Consider the following 15,113-nt stretch of genomic DNA (forward strand, 5'->3'; position numbering starts at 1 on the left):
CAAAAAAGCCCGACTCAATGGTCGGGCTTTTTCTTTCCGCAAAAAGCAGTGCTTATTTGGCACGGCCTTTGTAGGAACCGCCTTCGCGGGTATCGATCTCGATCATGTCGCCGATTTCGATGAAGTCAGCAACCGACAGCTCGGTACCGTTCTTCAGTTTGGCAGGCTTCATCACCTTGCCGGAAGTGTCGCCGCGAGCAGAACCTTCGGTGTAGTCAACCTGACGCACGATGGTGGTCGGCAGCTCTACGGAAACCAGACGGCCTTCGAAGAATACGGCTTCGCAAACGTCGGTCATGCCTTCTTCCACGAATGGCAGAACGCTTTCGATGTCTTCGGCGTTCAGCTCGTACATGGTGTAGTCGGTGGTGTCCATGAACGTGTAGGAGTCACCGCTGATGAAGGACAGGGTCGCTTCTTTGCGATCCAGGATCACGTCGTCCAGCTTGTCGTCCGCACCGTAAACGGTTTCGGTCTTGTAACCGGTCAGCAGGTTCTTCAGCTTGGTCTTCATGATCGCGCTGTTACGGCCCGATTTGGTGAATTCAGCTTTCTGAACCAGCCAAGGATCGTTGTCGATACGGATCACGGTACCGGGTTTGAGTTCTTTACCAGTTTTCATTGCGAATATCCGAATTTGGATGGGATTTACAAAAATCTAGGCCGCGTATCATATCCAATTTCGGTAAAACTGTACCAGCGCCGTCGCAAGATCCGCCTGCAAGGCCTGTTCCAGACACCACGCGCGGGCATTTTCCTGCAGTTCGAGCCAGTGTTTGCGGGCCTCGAGCCAGTGGTCGCCGATAGGCTGCCCGGCACTCCAGGCACGCCAGAGACCGTTCATCGCCTCGGCGGCAGCGGGCGAAAGGCGTTTTGTGTAGAGCGCAAGGAAGGCGTCGAGCTTGTCCAGATGGATGTCTTCGTCCTGCTGATAGATGTGCCACAGCATCGGCCGCCCCGCCCATTGCGCCCGGACAAACGAGTCCTCGCCGCGCACCGCGTTGAAATCGCAGCACCAGAGCAATTGATCGTATTGATCCTGACGGACGAACGGCAGCACCTGCACGGTCAGCGACTGACGAACATGCGTCGCGCCAACCGTCAGCGATTCCACTCCAAGCCAACGAGCGACATCGCCGATAATCCGCCCTTCCGGCACCAACAGATGAGTGGGCGTCGAGTCAGCGGCGAGCACATCCAGCCAGCTGGCGAGTCCGGCATTCTCGTAGGCAAACAGCGAAATCAACTGCGCATCGGACGCAGGAACAATTCCCAGACCACGCAGGAATTGTCGCTGCGCCTCGGGATCCTGCTGAAATTGCTGACGCCGCTCCAGCAAACCGCTTTCACGCAACAAGCCGCCGGTGCCCGGCTGGAACCCTGGAAAGAAAAAGTACTTCTGCACCGACTTGTACTTCACCGACGGCAACCCGTGGCAACCGACCACCCAGTCTTCGGCACTGAGGTAGTCGAGGTTCATCCACAACGGCGGCTTTCCCCGTGCGGCCATGGCGTCCATGTAGACACTCGGCAACTGACAGGCAAACGCGGCGATCACCACGTCGGCCGCCTCCGCTTCCTGCCACTCGGCTGGCCAGTGCCGGACTTCGACGCCCTGCTGCCATTGTTGATCGAGGCCGATGTCTACTTCGGGGCAGATGCGTTCGAAGGCGCGCAGGTCATCGACCCACAGCCGCACCGCGATTGCCTGCTCGCTGACCAGTTGCCGGGCCAGGCGCCAGGTCACGCCGATGTCACCGTAGTTATCGACGACCGTGCAAAAGATATCCCAGCGGGTATTCAGTTCCGGCATTCAAGACTCCCGTTGGCAAAAGGGCCGATTGTCCGCATAAATGTCTCCATGCAGAAGAGCCGACGGCAATTAATCTTCGTGCGACAATCGCCACTCGCCCGCATTCATCCGCCAGGAGGCAGCCATGCCCTATCGTCCCAACCCGCGTCGCCCCTTGCCTGTTCAGCTTAGCGCGCTGCAATTGACCGGCAGCATTGCCCTGGGTCTGTGGCTGGGTTTCCTGGCCATTGCGCTGACGTGCTGGCTCGCTTCACGCTTTTTCTTCAATGAACAATTGGCGCCGGTTGCCCAGGCCGTACAGCAACTGGCCAATCCACCCACCGTGCGAGCGGTGCCGGACATTCCGCCGCAGAGTCCGTTGTTCGAGCAGTACGAAGAAAACCTGCGCAAAAACGAGCAACAGGCACGCCTGGATCAGGCCCGTGGCAGCACACGTAATCTGTCGAACCCCAAATGCCAGTTCTGGCTGCAACAGGATCAGACGGCCCCGAGCGAAAAGAGCCGCGCCAACGTCCTGCAATTCTGCGATTGATCATGAATAAACAAATCGTTCATCAACTGATTCTCGACAAGCTGCGCGTCGATCTCGACATCGCCGAACGCGCGGCGCAAACCGCTTACGAAACCGCGACCCACGAAGAGAACATCGCCGAAAACAAGTACGACACCCTGGGACTCGAGGCGTCGTACCTGGCGGCGGGCCAGGCAAAACGGGTCGAGGAAATTCGTCAGTCACTGGCGCTGTGCCAGAACCTGACGCTGCGCGCGTATGACGATCAGCGGGGGATTGAAATCGGCGCCCTGCTCGGTCTGGAAGACGAAAAGGGTCGCGAACAATGGCTGTTTCTGGCGCCGGATGCGGCGGGCCTGAAAGTCGACGTGGTGGGTCAGCCGATTACCGTCATCACCCCGCGCTCGCCGCTGGGCAAAAGCTTGCTGGGCAAGTTCGAAGGTGACGAGGTGGAGATTCTGGTGGCGGGCACCCGGCAACAGTTTGCTGTCACCGAGGTGCTGTAGACAGGGGCTTAGTGAACCGGCAGTTCGACGCCTTCGAACAGCTCTTCCAGTTCCTGCTTGTTGTGGCACTGAATGGCCTTGGCCATGACTTCGCGGGTCAGGTGCGGCGCGAACTTCTCGATGAAGTCGCACATGAAACCACGCAGGAAGGTGCCGCGACGGAAACCGATCTTGGTCACGCTGGACTCGAACAGTTCGCTGGCATCGAGCACCACCAGATCGTTATCCAGCTTGGTGTCGACCGCCATTTTCGCCACGATGCCAACACCCAGGCCCAGACGCACGTAGGTTTTGATCACGTCGGCGTCGGCCGCGGTGAACACCACTTTCGGCGTCAGGCCGCGATGGCTGAAGGCTTCGTCGAGTTTCGAACGGCCGGTGAAACCGAACACGTAAGTCACGATCGGGTATTCGGCCAGCGCTTCGAGGGTCAGCTTCGGCAGTTTGGTCAGCGGGTGGCCCTGAGGCACGACCACGCAACGGTTCCAGCGGTAGCACGGCATCATCACCAGATCGCCGAACAGCTCCAGCGCTTCGGTGGCGATGGCGAAATCGACGGTGCCGTCAGCGGCCATTTCGGCAATCTGCATCGGCGAACCCTGGTGCATGTGCAGCGCTACGTCAGGGTATTGCTTGATGAAGTTGCTGATCACCGGCGGCAGTGCATAACGCGCCTGGGTGTGGGTGGTGGCGATCGACAGGGTGCCTTTCTTCTCATTGGAGAATTCCTGGGCGATCTGCTTGATGCTTTCGACCTTGCGCAGAATCTCACCGGCGGTGGTGATGATGCGCTCGCCGGCCGGAGTGACGCGGGTCAGGTGCTTGCCGCTGCGGGCGAACACTTCAACGCCCAGTTCGTCTTCCAGCAGGCGGATCTGTTTACTGATGCCCGGTTGCGAGGTGTAGAGGCTTTGGGCTGTAGCGGAAACGTTGAGGTCGTGGTGCGCCACTTCCCAGATGTAGCGCAATTGTTGAAGCTTCATATGAATCCCTCAAAGCAGGTAGACGCCACGGGCATCAGCGACGGTATATAACTATATTAATGGTTTGAAGAATAAATCTAGAACTTTTTTATCAAAGTGCCATTATTCCTGCTTCAGCGATCCTCCCGACGCCGACGCTCCACCAGCGGCACCAGATAAACCGGCACCTTGGACAATTGCAGCAGCCGGGCTGCCGTTCGCCCCAAAGGTGTTTCCGCCCCGACCCCGTGGCTGTGACTTCCTACGATCAGCAAATCGACAGAGAGTTTCTGCACCTGATCGAGAATCACCTGTGACGGATCGCCCTGCAGCACCCGCACCGCGCGTATCCGCTGCAGATCCTGCTCGCCCTCGTCCCCCAGTTCTTCACGAAAACTGTCGAGCACCCGCTGCTCGATATTGGCGATGACGGTTTTCAGACCCTGACTGTGAAATTCGTTCAACGCCTGTTCGTCGAGATAGCTCTGCAACACCGATTCGGCAAACAGCCCCATGGGTTCCACCGCGTGCACCACGTACAGATCGGCATTGAACGTTCGCGCCATTGCCAGGGCATGCTGCATCACTAACGGTGCGTACAGACCGAGGTCAGTGGCATACAGCATCGAACGAATCATATGACCTCCTCGCGTGCCAACATGGCGGAGATTTGATTCAGCTTAGCAGTGCCTTGGCGAGTACGACGTGCGACGCAACGTCTTGAACCACGTGGGCTTTAGACCGCCGGTTCGTTGCTGATGCCGTGGGGCACGTGACCGGTCGCCACGACTTCCCGGGCCAGCTCGCAGTGACCGGCCTGATCGTCGAAAAACACGTCGGCGGCGAAGGCTTCGAGGAACGCCGATTTGGTCAGGCCACCGAGAAACAGCGATTCGTCCAGACGAATGTCCCACTCGCGCAGTGTGCGGATCACCCGCTCGTGGGCCGGAGCCGAGCGCGCGGTGACCAGGGCGGTGCGGATCGGGCACTCCTCATCGGAGAACTCGCGCTGCAACAGATTGAGCGCCGCCAGAAAGCCCTTGAACGGCCCGCCGCGCAACGGTTCGCGAGCGGATTCACGCTCCTTGGCCTGGAAGGCTTCGAGGCCACCGGATTGATAGACCCGCTCCGATTCGTCGGAAAACAGCACCGCGTCACCGTCGAAGGCGATGCGCAATTCATCGCTGGCCGCACGGCTGGCGCCGCCGGACAGAATGGTCGCCGCTGCGAAACCGGCATCCAGTGCGGCGCGCACGTCCTCAGCGTGAGTAGAAAGAAACAGGTCGCAACCAAAAGCCTTCAGGTACGGATAAGGACTGCGCCCGCCGACGAACGCCGCGCGGGAGATCGCCAGGCCGTAATGACCAATGGAGTTGAAGACGCGAAGGCCGGTGTCGGCACTGTTGCGCGACACCAGAATCACCTCGACCCGGGCGCGACCGAGGCGACTGTTCAGGTTGAGGAGTTTTTCCACCAGCGGAAAGGCATCGCCCGGCGCGAGAATTTCGTCTTCGTGATCGATCTGATATTGCCGGTAGGCTTCGACGCCACTCGACTCATACACCTTGTGGCTTTCGCTCAGGTCGAACAGGGCACGGGACGAGATCGCCAGCACCAGCTTGTCATCGATGTTCTTGGCCATGCCTTTCCCCCAAGTGCGACCGGTTTAAACGTTACGCCGGTCGATAAAGCTCAATGTGCGGTACAACGATTCGATTCGCGGCAATTCGCAGCCTGCCGCTTTCGCCGCCGCCAAAGGACGAGCGTAGATCGCCTCGAGTTCCAGCGGTCGCTTGTGCAAAAAGTCGTGGTACATGCTCGGCCAATAGTCGGGCATTTTCTCGGTCATCATGAACAGGTATTCGGCGTAACCGGGCGGCATGTCGTGACCGCAGGCCTTGGCGCCCTGCACCACTTCGGCCATCAGCGCCTGAATCAATGCTCGGCTGTCAGTGTCGGCCATCAACGGCGTGGTGCTGGCACCGAGCAACACCGAAAGCCCGTTGTAGGGAATGTTCCACACCAGTTTCTGCCAGCGCGCCTGATGCAGGTTCGGCATCGCCTGCGAATCGAGACCGGCGGCGCGGAACAGGCTGGCGCCCTCCTCGACGATTGCCATGCGCCCCGCGTCATCCGGTGCCGGGCCGCTGTGATAACCGACGTTCACCGCTCCCAGCGCCTGGTGGGTGATCTGCCCCGGCCCTTCGCGGTGGACGCAGATCAGGCACAAACCGCCCAGCAGATGCAGGGAATCGGGCAGCAACGCCCGCAAGCTGTCTTCGACGTCGAGGCCGTTTTGCAGCACCAGCACTTTCGCATCAGGTTTCGCCGCCTGGATGATCGACGGTGCCAATCCGGCATTGCTGGTGGTCTTGGCGCCGACCAGCAGCCAGTCGCAGGGCGGCATGTCTTCTGCCGACGAATAAGCCTGCACCGGATTCAGCGTCAATGCGCCATGCACGGCGCTGTCCACCTGCAAGCCGCGCTCGGCGACCGCGGAAAATTCACTGCGCAACAAAAAGTGCACGTCGAACCCGGCCCGGGCCAGCATCACCCCGTAAAACCCTCCGATGGCGCCGGTGCCGATAATCCCCACCACCGGTTTGTTCACTGCTCCCATCACGGCAACTCCTCTGCAATTCGACCCAGCGCCTGCGCCACGGCTGCGTTCAGCTCATCGACATTCAGGCGCGTGTGCACTGCCCCAAAGAACTCGCCGTCGCGCACCACAAACAGCGCCGGCAAATGAAAGACCTGATAACGCTCGACCAGTCCGCCATTGTCGCCGGCATCGATCCAGCACACGCGATCGACGGCCAGATCGAGCCCCGGCAACACTTCGCGGGCATAGCGGCAACTGGCGCAGCCGACGCTGGTAAAGATCACCAGCGAAACGCCGTTCATCGCCAGCAGCCGTTGGTCGGCGTCAAAATCGGTCAGCTGCGATTCGACCACTATACTGGGGGAAACAATGTCAAATGGCCGACACAGGGAGTCTGTGCTCATGGGACGGTTTATTCCTCATCCGGATGATGTGCCCGTTGAATTGACCTTGCTCACACCGGAGTGTATTTCGCGTCAACGGCTGCACACTATCAGCCTCGGCGGCATCGCTTGCAATTACCACCGTGCCTGGCGCCATGGCACCGCGCTGCAAGTGCGCATGCCGACCATCAATGCCGATTTCGCCTATCCGGGCTATGTGGCCTGGTGCCTGCGTCGTAAAAAAGGTTATCTGGTGGGCATTGCGTTCACGGATGAGCAGACGCTGTTCAGCGCGCGAATGGGTGAGCAGGTGTGTCAGATCGAGCGCTATTGCCGAATCAACGATGCCCACGATGATCTGCAGGATATCCAGGCGCGAGCCCTGCAATGGGTCGAGCAACACGCCGAAGAGTTCTCCCACGACAGCGTTCGCAAGGCTTTTGCGTAACCAGAGCTGGACTGAACAGTTACTTGCCCATTGTCTAGCAGGCGTCTAACGCGATAAGGTTCGGCTCCCCGACGCGCTTAAATCCGCTGTGCTCCGCCGCGCGGGGATCGCTGGCGGCCGGCACCCGTGACCTGACGAGTAAACGATGGCTGATTTACCGATCAACGACCTGAACGTCGCTTCCAACGAGACCCTGATCACTCCCGATCAGCTCAAGCGTGATATCCCTCTGAGCGACGCTGCCCTGCGCACCGTCACCAAGGGTCGCGAGGTCATCCGCAACATTCTCGATGGCACCGACCATCGTCTGTTCGTGGTGATCGGCCCCTGCTCGATCCACGACATCAAGGCTGCCCACGAATATGCCGATCGCCTGAAGGTGCTGGCGGCAGAAGTCTCGGACACCCTGTATCTGGTCATGCGCGTGTATTTCGAAAAGCCACGGACCACCGTCGGCTGGAAAGGCCTGATCAACGACCCGTACCTGGATGACTCGTTCAAGATCCAGGACGGTCTGCACATTGGTCGCCAGTTGCTGCTGGACCTGGCCGAGAAAGGCCTGCCGACCGCTACCGAAGCCCTCGACCCGATCTCCCCGCAGTATCTGCAGGACCTGATCAGCTGGTCGGCCATCGGCGCACGGACCACCGAATCCCAGACCCACCGCGAGATGGCTTCCGGCCTGTCCTCGGCGGTCGGCTTCAAGAACGGCACCGATGGCGGCCTGACCGTGGCGATCAACGCCTTGCAGTCGGTCTCCAGCCCGCACCGTTTCCTGGGTATCAACCAGGAAGGTGGCGTGTCGATCGTCACCACTAAAGGCAACGCCTACGGTCACGTGGTACTGCGCGGCGGCAACGGCAAGCCGAACTACGATTCGGTCAGCGTCGCCCTGTGCGAACAGGCGCTGAACAAGGCCAAGATCAAGCCGAACATCATGGTCGATTGCAGCCACGCCAACTCCAACAAGGATCCGGCCCTGCAACCGCTGGTGATGGAGAACGTCGCCAACCAGATCCTCGAGGGCAACCAGTCGATCATCGGCCTGATGGTCGAGAGTCACCTGAACTGGGGCTGCCAGGCGATCCCCAAAGACCTCGCCGACCTGCAATACGGCGTGTCGATCACCGATGCCTGCATCGACTGGTCCGCTACCGAAAACACCTTGCGCAGCATGCACTCCAAGCTCAAGGATGTCCTGCCGAAACGTCAGCGCAGCTGACAGCCGTTTCGCAGGCATAAAAAAACGCCGGGCATTGCCCGGCGTTTTTGTGTGTGCGGTGAGGTCAGTCAGATCTTGGCGGTGCGCCGCTGATGACGCTCCATGTAGCGCTCCACGTAGGAGCACGATGGAATGACCGTGTAGCCCATTTCATCGGCGTACTGCAACGCCCGTTCGGTCAGGGCTGCCGCGATGCCTCGGCCACGCAAGGCGTTGGGCACGAAGGTGCGGTAGATATCCAGGGTCTGTTTCCCCAGATCCATATAGGTCAGGTAGGCACGATGACCGTCCACATTGGTCTCGAACTGATGACCAGCCTGGTCATGGTGGATGGACAACGCCTCGCTCATCACTACTCCTCGCGGGTCTCGAATTCTGACCCCTACCTTACCGATGTTTTCCCGGCGAAGGAACATCTACGCCACCCCGTGCCTGATGGACACCGAGAAGAACTGCACCGATCTCGCGCAACCCGAGCACGTATCAAATAGTAGGCACCATTGGCGAAAATGCTCAAGGTACGCTCGTCATCATGCAGATTGACGGGGCAGTTCCGGTGGACTCAGGGCCGGTTCGGGAGACGATCTTCCCGAGCCGAAAGGCTGAACATCGCCGGATGTTGAGACTTAAGACGAGCCCCCTGTTTTAAAGTCACCTCAACATGGACAAAGATATGCGAGGCGCTGCGCAAATTCGCAACAAAAGTGTGGACGAATCCATATAGGCAGACTTTAGCCACTACCTGCAAAACAGCGCGCAGCAACGGGAACTTTTTCTCATTAACTCGCTCATCTCGCGGCTTACAGCTGGATATTTTTTATACAGCGCAGTTAAAAGTTGCTCGAAAAAGAATCAACGCCTACAATTTTTTTTGCTTCTTGCCTCACGTCAGTTTACTTACTACAAGTAATGGGTAGTATGTACGCCGGCTATTTCCTCAATCGGAGGAGACAGCCACTTAATTGAAAGTCCTTGAAGGGGAACACGATGAACAACGTTCTGAAATTCTCTGCTCTGGCTCTGGCCGCAGTTCTGGCTACCGGTTGCAGCAGCGCATCGAAAGAAACCGAAGCACGTCTGACCGCTACTGAAGACGCAGCTGCTCGCTCCCAGGCTCGTGCAGACGAAGCTTACCGTAAAGCTGATGAAGCTCTGGCTGCTGCTCAAAAAGCACAACAGACTGCTGACGAAGCTAACGAGCGTGCTCTGCGCATGCTGGAAAAAGCTAGCCGCAAGTAATAGTCCTTCGGGATTGTTATCAAGCCGACCCATTTTTTGGGTCGGCTTTTTTGTGCCTGCAGTTTTCTGCGGGCAACAAAAAACCCGCCGCTGCGCAAGCCTCGGCGGGTTCTGTCTTTCAGCTTATTGCTGCAGGTCGATCGGTGTGCTGGAGACCATCGGCGCCGAGGTGTTCGGTGTGCCGATTTCGGTTGGCAGGCCATCTTCGGCCGCCACCACATCACGCACCACATCCCAGTCCATGCGCAGGTTGTTGGTGATGTCTTCACGCTTGAGCATCGCGTTGATCACGGCGGTGTGCTTGTCGACCACCGACGGGTTACCCTTGTCGTCGATCGGCGTGTGCGCTTCCAGGTAGATTTTGCCGCCACTGCGACCGAACTTGTAGGCGTCGTTGAGGATTCGCACCGAAGTCCCCACCGGTACCATGCCGGCCATTTCCAGCACGTTGTTGTTGAACATGCGGAAGCAGCCGTGGCTGGTGCGCATGCCGATACCGAACTTCTTGTTCGAACCGTGGATCAGGTAGCCCGGCGTGCCCAGGGTGAACTTGAACGGCCCCAGCGGGTTGTCAGGACCGGCCGGCACCACGTTCGGCAGCGGATCACCGTCGGCGGCGTGTTCGGCCTTGATCGAGGCCGGCGGCGTCCAGGTCGGATTCGGCGTCTTGGCGGTGATCGTGGTGTGCGCGATCGGCGAGCCCCAGCCTTCACGACCGATACCCAGCGGGAAGGTGTACACCACGTTCCGGCCTTTCGGGAAATAGTAGAGACGGTATTCGGCCAGGTTGATCACGATGCCTTCACGCGGGCCCGGCGGCAGGATGAAGCGGGTCGGCAGAACGATTTCGGTGCCAGCGCCCGGCAGCCAGGCATCGACGCCCGGGTTGGCCGCGACCATTTCCGAATAGCCCAGATCGTAGGTGGTGCCCAGATCGGCAAAGGTGTCTTCGTACTTGGCCTTGATCACCTGCACCTGGCCGATGATGTCCTCACCAGGCGGTGGCAGTGGAAACTCCAGTGCGGCAACGGGACCGGCCACACACAGGGCGGCAAGAGACAGGCAGCGGGTGACGGCAGGAAAACGCGGCAACATCCGGAGAATCCTTCGCAAGATCGACAAGGGTAATAAGAACGCGATTGTACACCGCGCCCAGAGAATTCGGGGAGATGCGCCGATGGGCTGGCATCACTCTTCATGATTGAAGCTGCCGCTCGCCCAAACTGCATTCAAAAGAACGGTTGCGCTTAGAGCTCGAAACGCAACTCGGGCCAGATCGGCGAGGTGCCGCGCTTCTGCGATTCGAGGATCGCCCGACACAGCGAGCACAGGCGCTGATCCTGGAACACCCGGCGATCCACGCTCGACCAGCGCGGTTGCGCCGGCAGAAGACTGCCGCACAGGGTGCGGTCCGCCGAACCACCGAGCTCCAGTTGACGGGTCACCAGATGCACTCGCACTTCCTGGCAGGCGAACAGATCCAGCTGTTCGTCAGGCTCGATCAGTTGGTAGGCAAACAGGGACCAGGCAGAACGCGGCATCGGGGGCTCCAAATTAGGGGGCGCCACATTAGCCGAAAGCCTGCCGCTAGAAAAGCCTCATAGCAGCGGTTTTAGCGTCGGCCAGACATTTTCCAGCAACTTGCCCTGAGCCCCGGCCGCCGGGTGCAGACCGTCGGCCTGCATCAAGTCCGGATGCCCGCCCACACCGTCGAGGAAAAACGGGACCAGCGGGATTTTTTTCTCCTCGGCGAGTTTGCCGTAGACCTCGGCAAAGGCATCGGTGTAGCGCTTGCCGTAATTGGGCGGCAATTGCATGCCGAGCAACAGCACCTTGGCACCGCTTTGACGGGAGCTGTCGATCATCGAAGCAAGATTTTGTTGCAATTGCGTCGGCGGCATTCCGCGCAGGCCATCGTTGCCGCCCAATTCGAGGATCACCAGTTCCGGTTTGTGCTCTGCAAGCAGCGCCGGCAGCCGCGCCTGGCCTCCGGCACTGGTGTCGCCACTGATGGACGCATTGACCACTTTGTCGTCAAAACCTTCGGTCTTGAGCCGCTGTTCGAGCAACGACACCCACCCCAGCCGGGTATCCAGTCCGAAACCGGCGCTGATACTATCGCCAACGATCAGGACTGTACCCGCCGCTGCGTTCTGGGCCATGCACATCAAGGCCAGGCCAGCACTCAAAAACCACACACGCATCGGATTCTCCATGGGCGCAAGCATTCTCACCGCGAAGAACCTTAGCAAAGTGGTTCCCAGCGCGGAAGGTGAACTGACCATCCTGCACGAACTCAGCCTGGAACTGAACAAGGGCGACAGCCTGGCCATCGTCGGCGCGTCCGGTTCCGGCAAATCCACCCTGCTCGGTCTGCTCGCCGGCCTCGATCTGCCAAGCAGCGGCGAAGTGACGCTCGCCGGTCAAGGCCTGAGCAATCTTGACGAAGACCAGCGCGCGCGCATTCGCGCCGAACACGTGGGTTTCGTCTTTCAATCTTTCCAGCTGCTCGACAGCCTCAACGCACTGGAAAACGTCATGCTGCCGCTGGAGCTCGACGGCCGCAAAGACGCGCGAAGCCGCGCCACCGAACTGCTGCAACGGGTCGGCCTCGGCCAGCGCCTGACTCACTCGCCGCGCCAACTCTCCGGTGGCGAACAACAGCGCGTGGCGATTGCCCGGGCGTTCGCCGCCGAGCCGGACGTGCTGTTCGCCGACGAACCCACCGGTAACCTCGACAGCCACACCGGCGAGCGCATCAGCGACTTGCTGTTCGAATTGAACAAGGAACGCGGCACCACCCTGGTGCTGGTGACCCACGACGAACGCCTGGCCCATCGTTGCCGGCGCCTGATCCGTCTTGAAGCCGGCCTGTTGGTCGCCCCTCTGGAGCCTTGATGGCACGTCTGCCGCTGTTGCGTCTGTTCAGTCTCGCCCTGCGCCAACTGATGCGCGATGCCCGCGCCGGTGAACTGCGGGTGCTGTTTTTCGCCTTGGTCGTGGCGGTGGCGGCGAGTACCGCGATCGGCTATTTCGGCGCCCGCCTAAACGGCGCAATGATGCTGCGCGCTACCGAATTTCTCGGCGCCGACCTGTCGCTCGAAGGCAGCTCGCCGGCTCGCCCGGAACAGATCAGGAGCGGCACCGAGCTGCGTCTGGATCATGCGCAGGTGGTGGAGTTTTCCAGCGTCATCGCCACGGACAACGGCATTCAGCTCTCCAGTATCAAAGCCGTCGACCGCGCCTATCCGCTGCGCGGCGAACTGAAAAGCGCCCCCGCTCCCTACGCGACAGAGGAAGCCGGTGGCGAGCCGCAGCCCGGTGAAGCCTGGGTCGAAGCGCGCCTGCTGACAGCGCTGGACCTGAAGATCGGCGATAGCATCGACGTCGGCATGAAGACGCTGAAACTGACTCGAGTGCTGACTTACGAACCGGATCGCGCCGGCAACTTCTACAGCCTGACGCCACGGGTGCTGATCAACCTCGACGACCTCGCTGCGACCGGCGTGGTGCAACCCGGTAGCCGGGTGAGCTACCGCGAACTGTGGCGCGGTGAGCCGCAAGCGCTGGAAACCTATCGCCAACTGATCAAACCGGGCCTCGCCGCCAACCAGCGGATTCAGGATGCCCGCGACGGCAACCGACAAATCGGCGGCGCACTGGGCAAGGCCGAACGTTATCTGAACATGGCCAGTCTGGTCGCCGTGCTTCTGGCCGGTGTCGCGGTGGCGCTATCGGCCAACCGCTTTGCCAGCCGCCGTTTCGATGCCAGCGCCCTGCTCCGTTGCCTGGGCCTGTCGCGCCGGGAAACCCTGGTGCTGTTCAGTCTGCAACTGACGGTGCTCGGCCTGCTCGCCAGCCTCAGCGGCGCCCTGCTCGGCTGGCTCGCACAGTTGGGATTGTTTGCGCTGCTGCATGATCTGCTGCCGACCGACGTACCGCCGGGTGGCTTGCTGCCGGCGCTGGCCGGAATCGGCACCGGGCTGGTGGCACTGGCGGGTTTCGCCCTGCCACCGCTCGCCGCATTGGGCCGCGTGCCGCCGTTGCGGGTTTTGCGGCGGGACATGCTGCCGATTCCATCGAGCACTTGGATGGTCTACGGCGCGGCACTCGGCGCGCTCGGGTTGATCATGTGGCGACTGAGCCTCGACCTGCTGCTGACGTTCGCCCTGCTCGGCGGCGGTGTGGTCGCCGCGCTGGTGCTCGGCGGTTTGTTGCTGTTGCTGCTGCAAAGCCTGCGTCGCCTGCTCGCCCGCGCCTCCCTGCCGTGGCGTCTCGGGCTGGGTCAGTTGTTGCGCCACCCATTGGCGGCAGCCGGCCAGTCATTGGCTTTCGGGCTGATTCTGCTGTCCATGGCGTTGATCGCCTTGCTGCGAGGTGAACTGCTCGACACCTGGCAGAACCAGTTGCCGAAAAACGCCCCCAACTATTTCGCCCTGAACATCCTGCCGGCCGACAAACAAGCCTTCACCGATCACCTGATCAACGTCTCGGCCCAGGCCGCGCCGCTGTATCCGGTGGTGCCGGGAAGGCTGATCAGCATCAATGGCGAAGCCGTGCAGCAGATCGTCAGCAAGGACTCGGCCGGCGACCGCGCAATCCAGCGCGACCTGAGCCTGACCTGGGCGGCCGATCTGCCGGCGGGCAACAAGATCACCGCCGGTTCGTGGTGGACCGGGCAACCTTCGGATGACGTTCCGGGCGTTTCGGTGGAAGGCAAGGTGGCCGAAAGCCTCAAGCTCAAGCTGGGCGATCACATGGTATTCAGCGTGGGCGGGGTCAATCGTGAAGCGAAGGTCACCAGCCTGCGGGAGATCAACTGGGACAACTTCCAGCCGAACTTCTTCATGATCTTCCAGCCCGGCACCCTGAAGGATCTGCCGGCGACTTATCTGACCAGCTTCTATCTGGCACCCGGTCACGATCAGCAGATTGTCGAGCTGTCGCGAGCGTTCCCGGCGGTGACCATCCTGCAGGTCGAAGCCTTGCTCGAACAGCTGCGCAGCATCCTCGCCCAGGTCACCCTGGCGGTGGAGTATGTGTTGTTGTTTGTGTTGGCGGCGGGAATGGCGGTGCTGTTTTCCGGGTTGCAGGCAACGCTGGATGAACGCATTCGCCAAGGGGCGCTGTTGCGCGCGCTGGGTGCCGAGCGGCAGTTGTTGATCAAGGCACGACGGATCGAGTTCGGCTTGCTCGGCGCGGTCAGCGGGTTGCTCGCGGCGATCGGTTCGGAAGTGGTAAGTCTGGTGCTGTATCGCTTCGCCTTCGACCTGCCGTGGCATCCCCATCCGTGGTTGCTGCTGTTGCCGTTGATCGGCGCGGCGCTGATTGGCGGCGCCGGCGTGTTCGGCACGCGGCGTGCGCTCAACGCCAGCCCGCTGACAGTGTTGCGCGAGGGTTGATAGACTCCAGCCGTCTCCATCTAAA

At 60.5% G+C, this 15,113-nt stretch carries 18 protein-coding genes; 7 read left to right on the forward strand and 11 right to left on the reverse strand.

Annotated elements, in window-relative coordinates:
• Positions 1-52: 52 nt before the first annotated feature.
• Together AC1RT4_RS24870 and earP are read right to left on the reverse strand one after the other, a co-directional pair.
• Positions 53-622 (reverse strand): elongation factor P, encoded by a 570-nt coding sequence (locus AC1RT4_RS24870; RefSeq protein WP_007955690.1) that lies wholly within the window; start codon positions 620-622, stop codon positions 53-55.
• 48 nt (positions 623-670) lie between these two features.
• On the reverse strand, positions 671-1,813 hold the full coding sequence (earP, locus tag AC1RT4_RS24875) for an elongation factor P maturation arginine rhamnosyltransferase EarP (protein ID WP_493088632.1): 1,143 nt from the start codon (positions 1,811-1,813) through the stop codon (positions 671-673).
• Between the two features lie 124 nt (positions 1,814-1,937).
• Here earP and AC1RT4_RS24880 point away from each other — a divergent pair, with 124 nt between their 5' ends.
• Together AC1RT4_RS24880 and AC1RT4_RS24885 are read left to right on the forward strand one after the other, a co-directional pair.
• On the forward strand, positions 1,938-2,345 hold the full coding sequence (locus AC1RT4_RS24880; protein WP_493088634.1) for a hypothetical protein: 408 nt from the start codon (positions 1,938-1,940) through the stop codon (positions 2,343-2,345).
• A gap of 2 nt (positions 2,346-2,347) precedes the next feature.
• Positions 2,348-2,830: a GreA/GreB family elongation factor gene (locus AC1RT4_RS24885; protein ID WP_085744974.1), complete on the forward strand. Its 483-nt coding sequence runs from the start codon at positions 2,348-2,350 to the stop codon at positions 2,828-2,830.
• Between the two features lie 8 nt (positions 2,831-2,838).
• On the opposite strand, the gene cysB is transcribed toward AC1RT4_RS24885, so the two are convergent.
• From cysB to AC1RT4_RS24910, 5 genes are all read right to left on the reverse strand, one after another.
• Positions 2,839-3,813 carry an HTH-type transcriptional regulator CysB gene (gene cysB / locus AC1RT4_RS24890; protein WP_007955684.1) on the reverse strand — a complete coding sequence of 325 codons (975 nt, stop codon included), beginning with the start codon at positions 3,811-3,813 and terminating at the stop codon, positions 2,839-2,841.
• Between the two features lie 113 nt (positions 3,814-3,926).
• A complete protein-coding gene (locus AC1RT4_RS24895) occupies positions 3,927-4,430 on the reverse strand; it encodes a universal stress protein (protein WP_007955683.1) in 504 nt (167 codons plus the stop codon).
• Positions 4,431-4,528: 98 nt separating this feature from the next.
• Positions 4,529-5,434 carry a 5'-nucleotidase gene (locus AC1RT4_RS24900; protein WP_007955682.1) on the reverse strand — a complete coding sequence of 302 codons (906 nt, stop codon included), beginning with the start codon at positions 5,432-5,434 and terminating at the stop codon, positions 4,529-4,531.
• A 24-nt stretch (positions 5,435-5,458) separates the two neighbouring features.
• The gene (locus AC1RT4_RS24905; RefSeq protein ID WP_493088639.1) at positions 5,459-6,415 is read right to left on the reverse strand and encodes a putative 2-dehydropantoate 2-reductase; all 957 of its coding nucleotides are present in this window, start codon (positions 6,413-6,415) and stop codon (positions 5,459-5,461) included.
• Complete coding sequence (locus tag AC1RT4_RS24910; RefSeq protein WP_085744977.1) at positions 6,412-6,798, reverse strand: thioredoxin family protein; 387 nt, start codon at positions 6,796-6,798, stop codon at positions 6,412-6,414. The genes AC1RT4_RS24905 and AC1RT4_RS24910 overlap by 4 nt, the downstream gene beginning before the upstream one ends.
• On the opposite strand from AC1RT4_RS24910, the gene AC1RT4_RS24915 reads away from it, so the two are divergent.
• Both AC1RT4_RS24915 and AC1RT4_RS24920 read left to right on the forward strand, forming a co-directional pair.
• Positions 6,797-7,225, forward strand: a complete 429-nt coding sequence (locus tag AC1RT4_RS24915; RefSeq protein ID WP_007955677.1) for a PilZ domain-containing protein — start codon at positions 6,797-6,799, stop codon at positions 7,223-7,225. The genes AC1RT4_RS24910 and AC1RT4_RS24915 overlap by 2 nt on opposite strands.
• Positions 7,226-7,370: 145 nt before the next feature.
• The gene (locus AC1RT4_RS24920) at positions 7,371-8,447 is read left to right on the forward strand and encodes a 3-deoxy-7-phosphoheptulonate synthase (RefSeq protein WP_493088642.1); all 1,077 of its coding nucleotides are present in this window, start codon (positions 7,371-7,373) and stop codon (positions 8,445-8,447) included.
• 68 nt (positions 8,448-8,515) lie between these two features.
• On the opposite strand, the gene AC1RT4_RS24925 is transcribed toward AC1RT4_RS24920, so the two are convergent.
• The gene (locus AC1RT4_RS24925) at positions 8,516-8,797 is read right to left on the reverse strand and encodes a GNAT family N-acetyltransferase (RefSeq protein ID WP_007955658.1); all 282 of its coding nucleotides are present in this window, start codon (positions 8,795-8,797) and stop codon (positions 8,516-8,518) included.
• Between the two features lie 637 nt (positions 8,798-9,434).
• Here AC1RT4_RS24925 and oprI point away from each other — a divergent pair.
• Positions 9,435-9,686 (forward strand): outer membrane lipoprotei OprI, encoded by a 252-nt coding sequence (gene oprI / locus AC1RT4_RS24930; protein ID WP_003183784.1) that lies wholly within the window; start codon positions 9,435-9,437, stop codon positions 9,684-9,686.
• Between the two features lie 123 nt (positions 9,687-9,809).
• Here oprI and AC1RT4_RS24935 read toward each other — a convergent pair whose 3' ends face one another.
• From AC1RT4_RS24935 to AC1RT4_RS24945, 3 genes are all read right to left on the reverse strand, one after another.
• The gene (locus AC1RT4_RS24935) at positions 9,810-10,781 is read right to left on the reverse strand and encodes a L,D-transpeptidase family protein (RefSeq protein WP_493088644.1); all 972 of its coding nucleotides are present in this window, start codon (positions 10,779-10,781) and stop codon (positions 9,810-9,812) included.
• A gap of 152 nt (positions 10,782-10,933) precedes the next feature.
• Positions 10,934-11,227 carry a hypothetical protein gene (locus tag AC1RT4_RS24940; RefSeq protein WP_007955656.1) on the reverse strand — a complete coding sequence of 98 codons (294 nt, stop codon included), beginning with the start codon at positions 11,225-11,227 and terminating at the stop codon, positions 10,934-10,936.
• Positions 11,228-11,284: 57 nt separating this feature from the next.
• On the reverse strand, positions 11,285-11,890 hold the full coding sequence (locus tag AC1RT4_RS24945) for an arylesterase (RefSeq protein ID WP_007955652.1): 606 nt from the start codon (positions 11,888-11,890) through the stop codon (positions 11,285-11,287).
• Between the two features lie 10 nt (positions 11,891-11,900).
• On the opposite strand from AC1RT4_RS24945, the gene AC1RT4_RS24950 reads away from it, so the two are divergent.
• Both AC1RT4_RS24950 and AC1RT4_RS24955 read left to right on the forward strand, forming a co-directional pair.
• Positions 11,901-12,584: an ABC transporter ATP-binding protein gene (locus AC1RT4_RS24950; RefSeq protein ID WP_007955651.1), complete on the forward strand. Its 684-nt coding sequence runs from the start codon at positions 11,901-11,903 to the stop codon at positions 12,582-12,584.
• Complete coding sequence (locus tag AC1RT4_RS24955; RefSeq protein WP_085647559.1) at positions 12,584-15,088, forward strand: ABC transporter permease; 2,505 nt, start codon at positions 12,584-12,586, stop codon at positions 15,086-15,088. Before AC1RT4_RS24950 ends, AC1RT4_RS24955 begins: the two co-directional genes overlap by 1 nt.
• The last annotated feature ends 25 nt before the right edge of the window (positions 15,089-15,113 follow it).

Source organism: Pseudomonas sp. GW821-FHT11D10, from assembly GCF_058808435.1.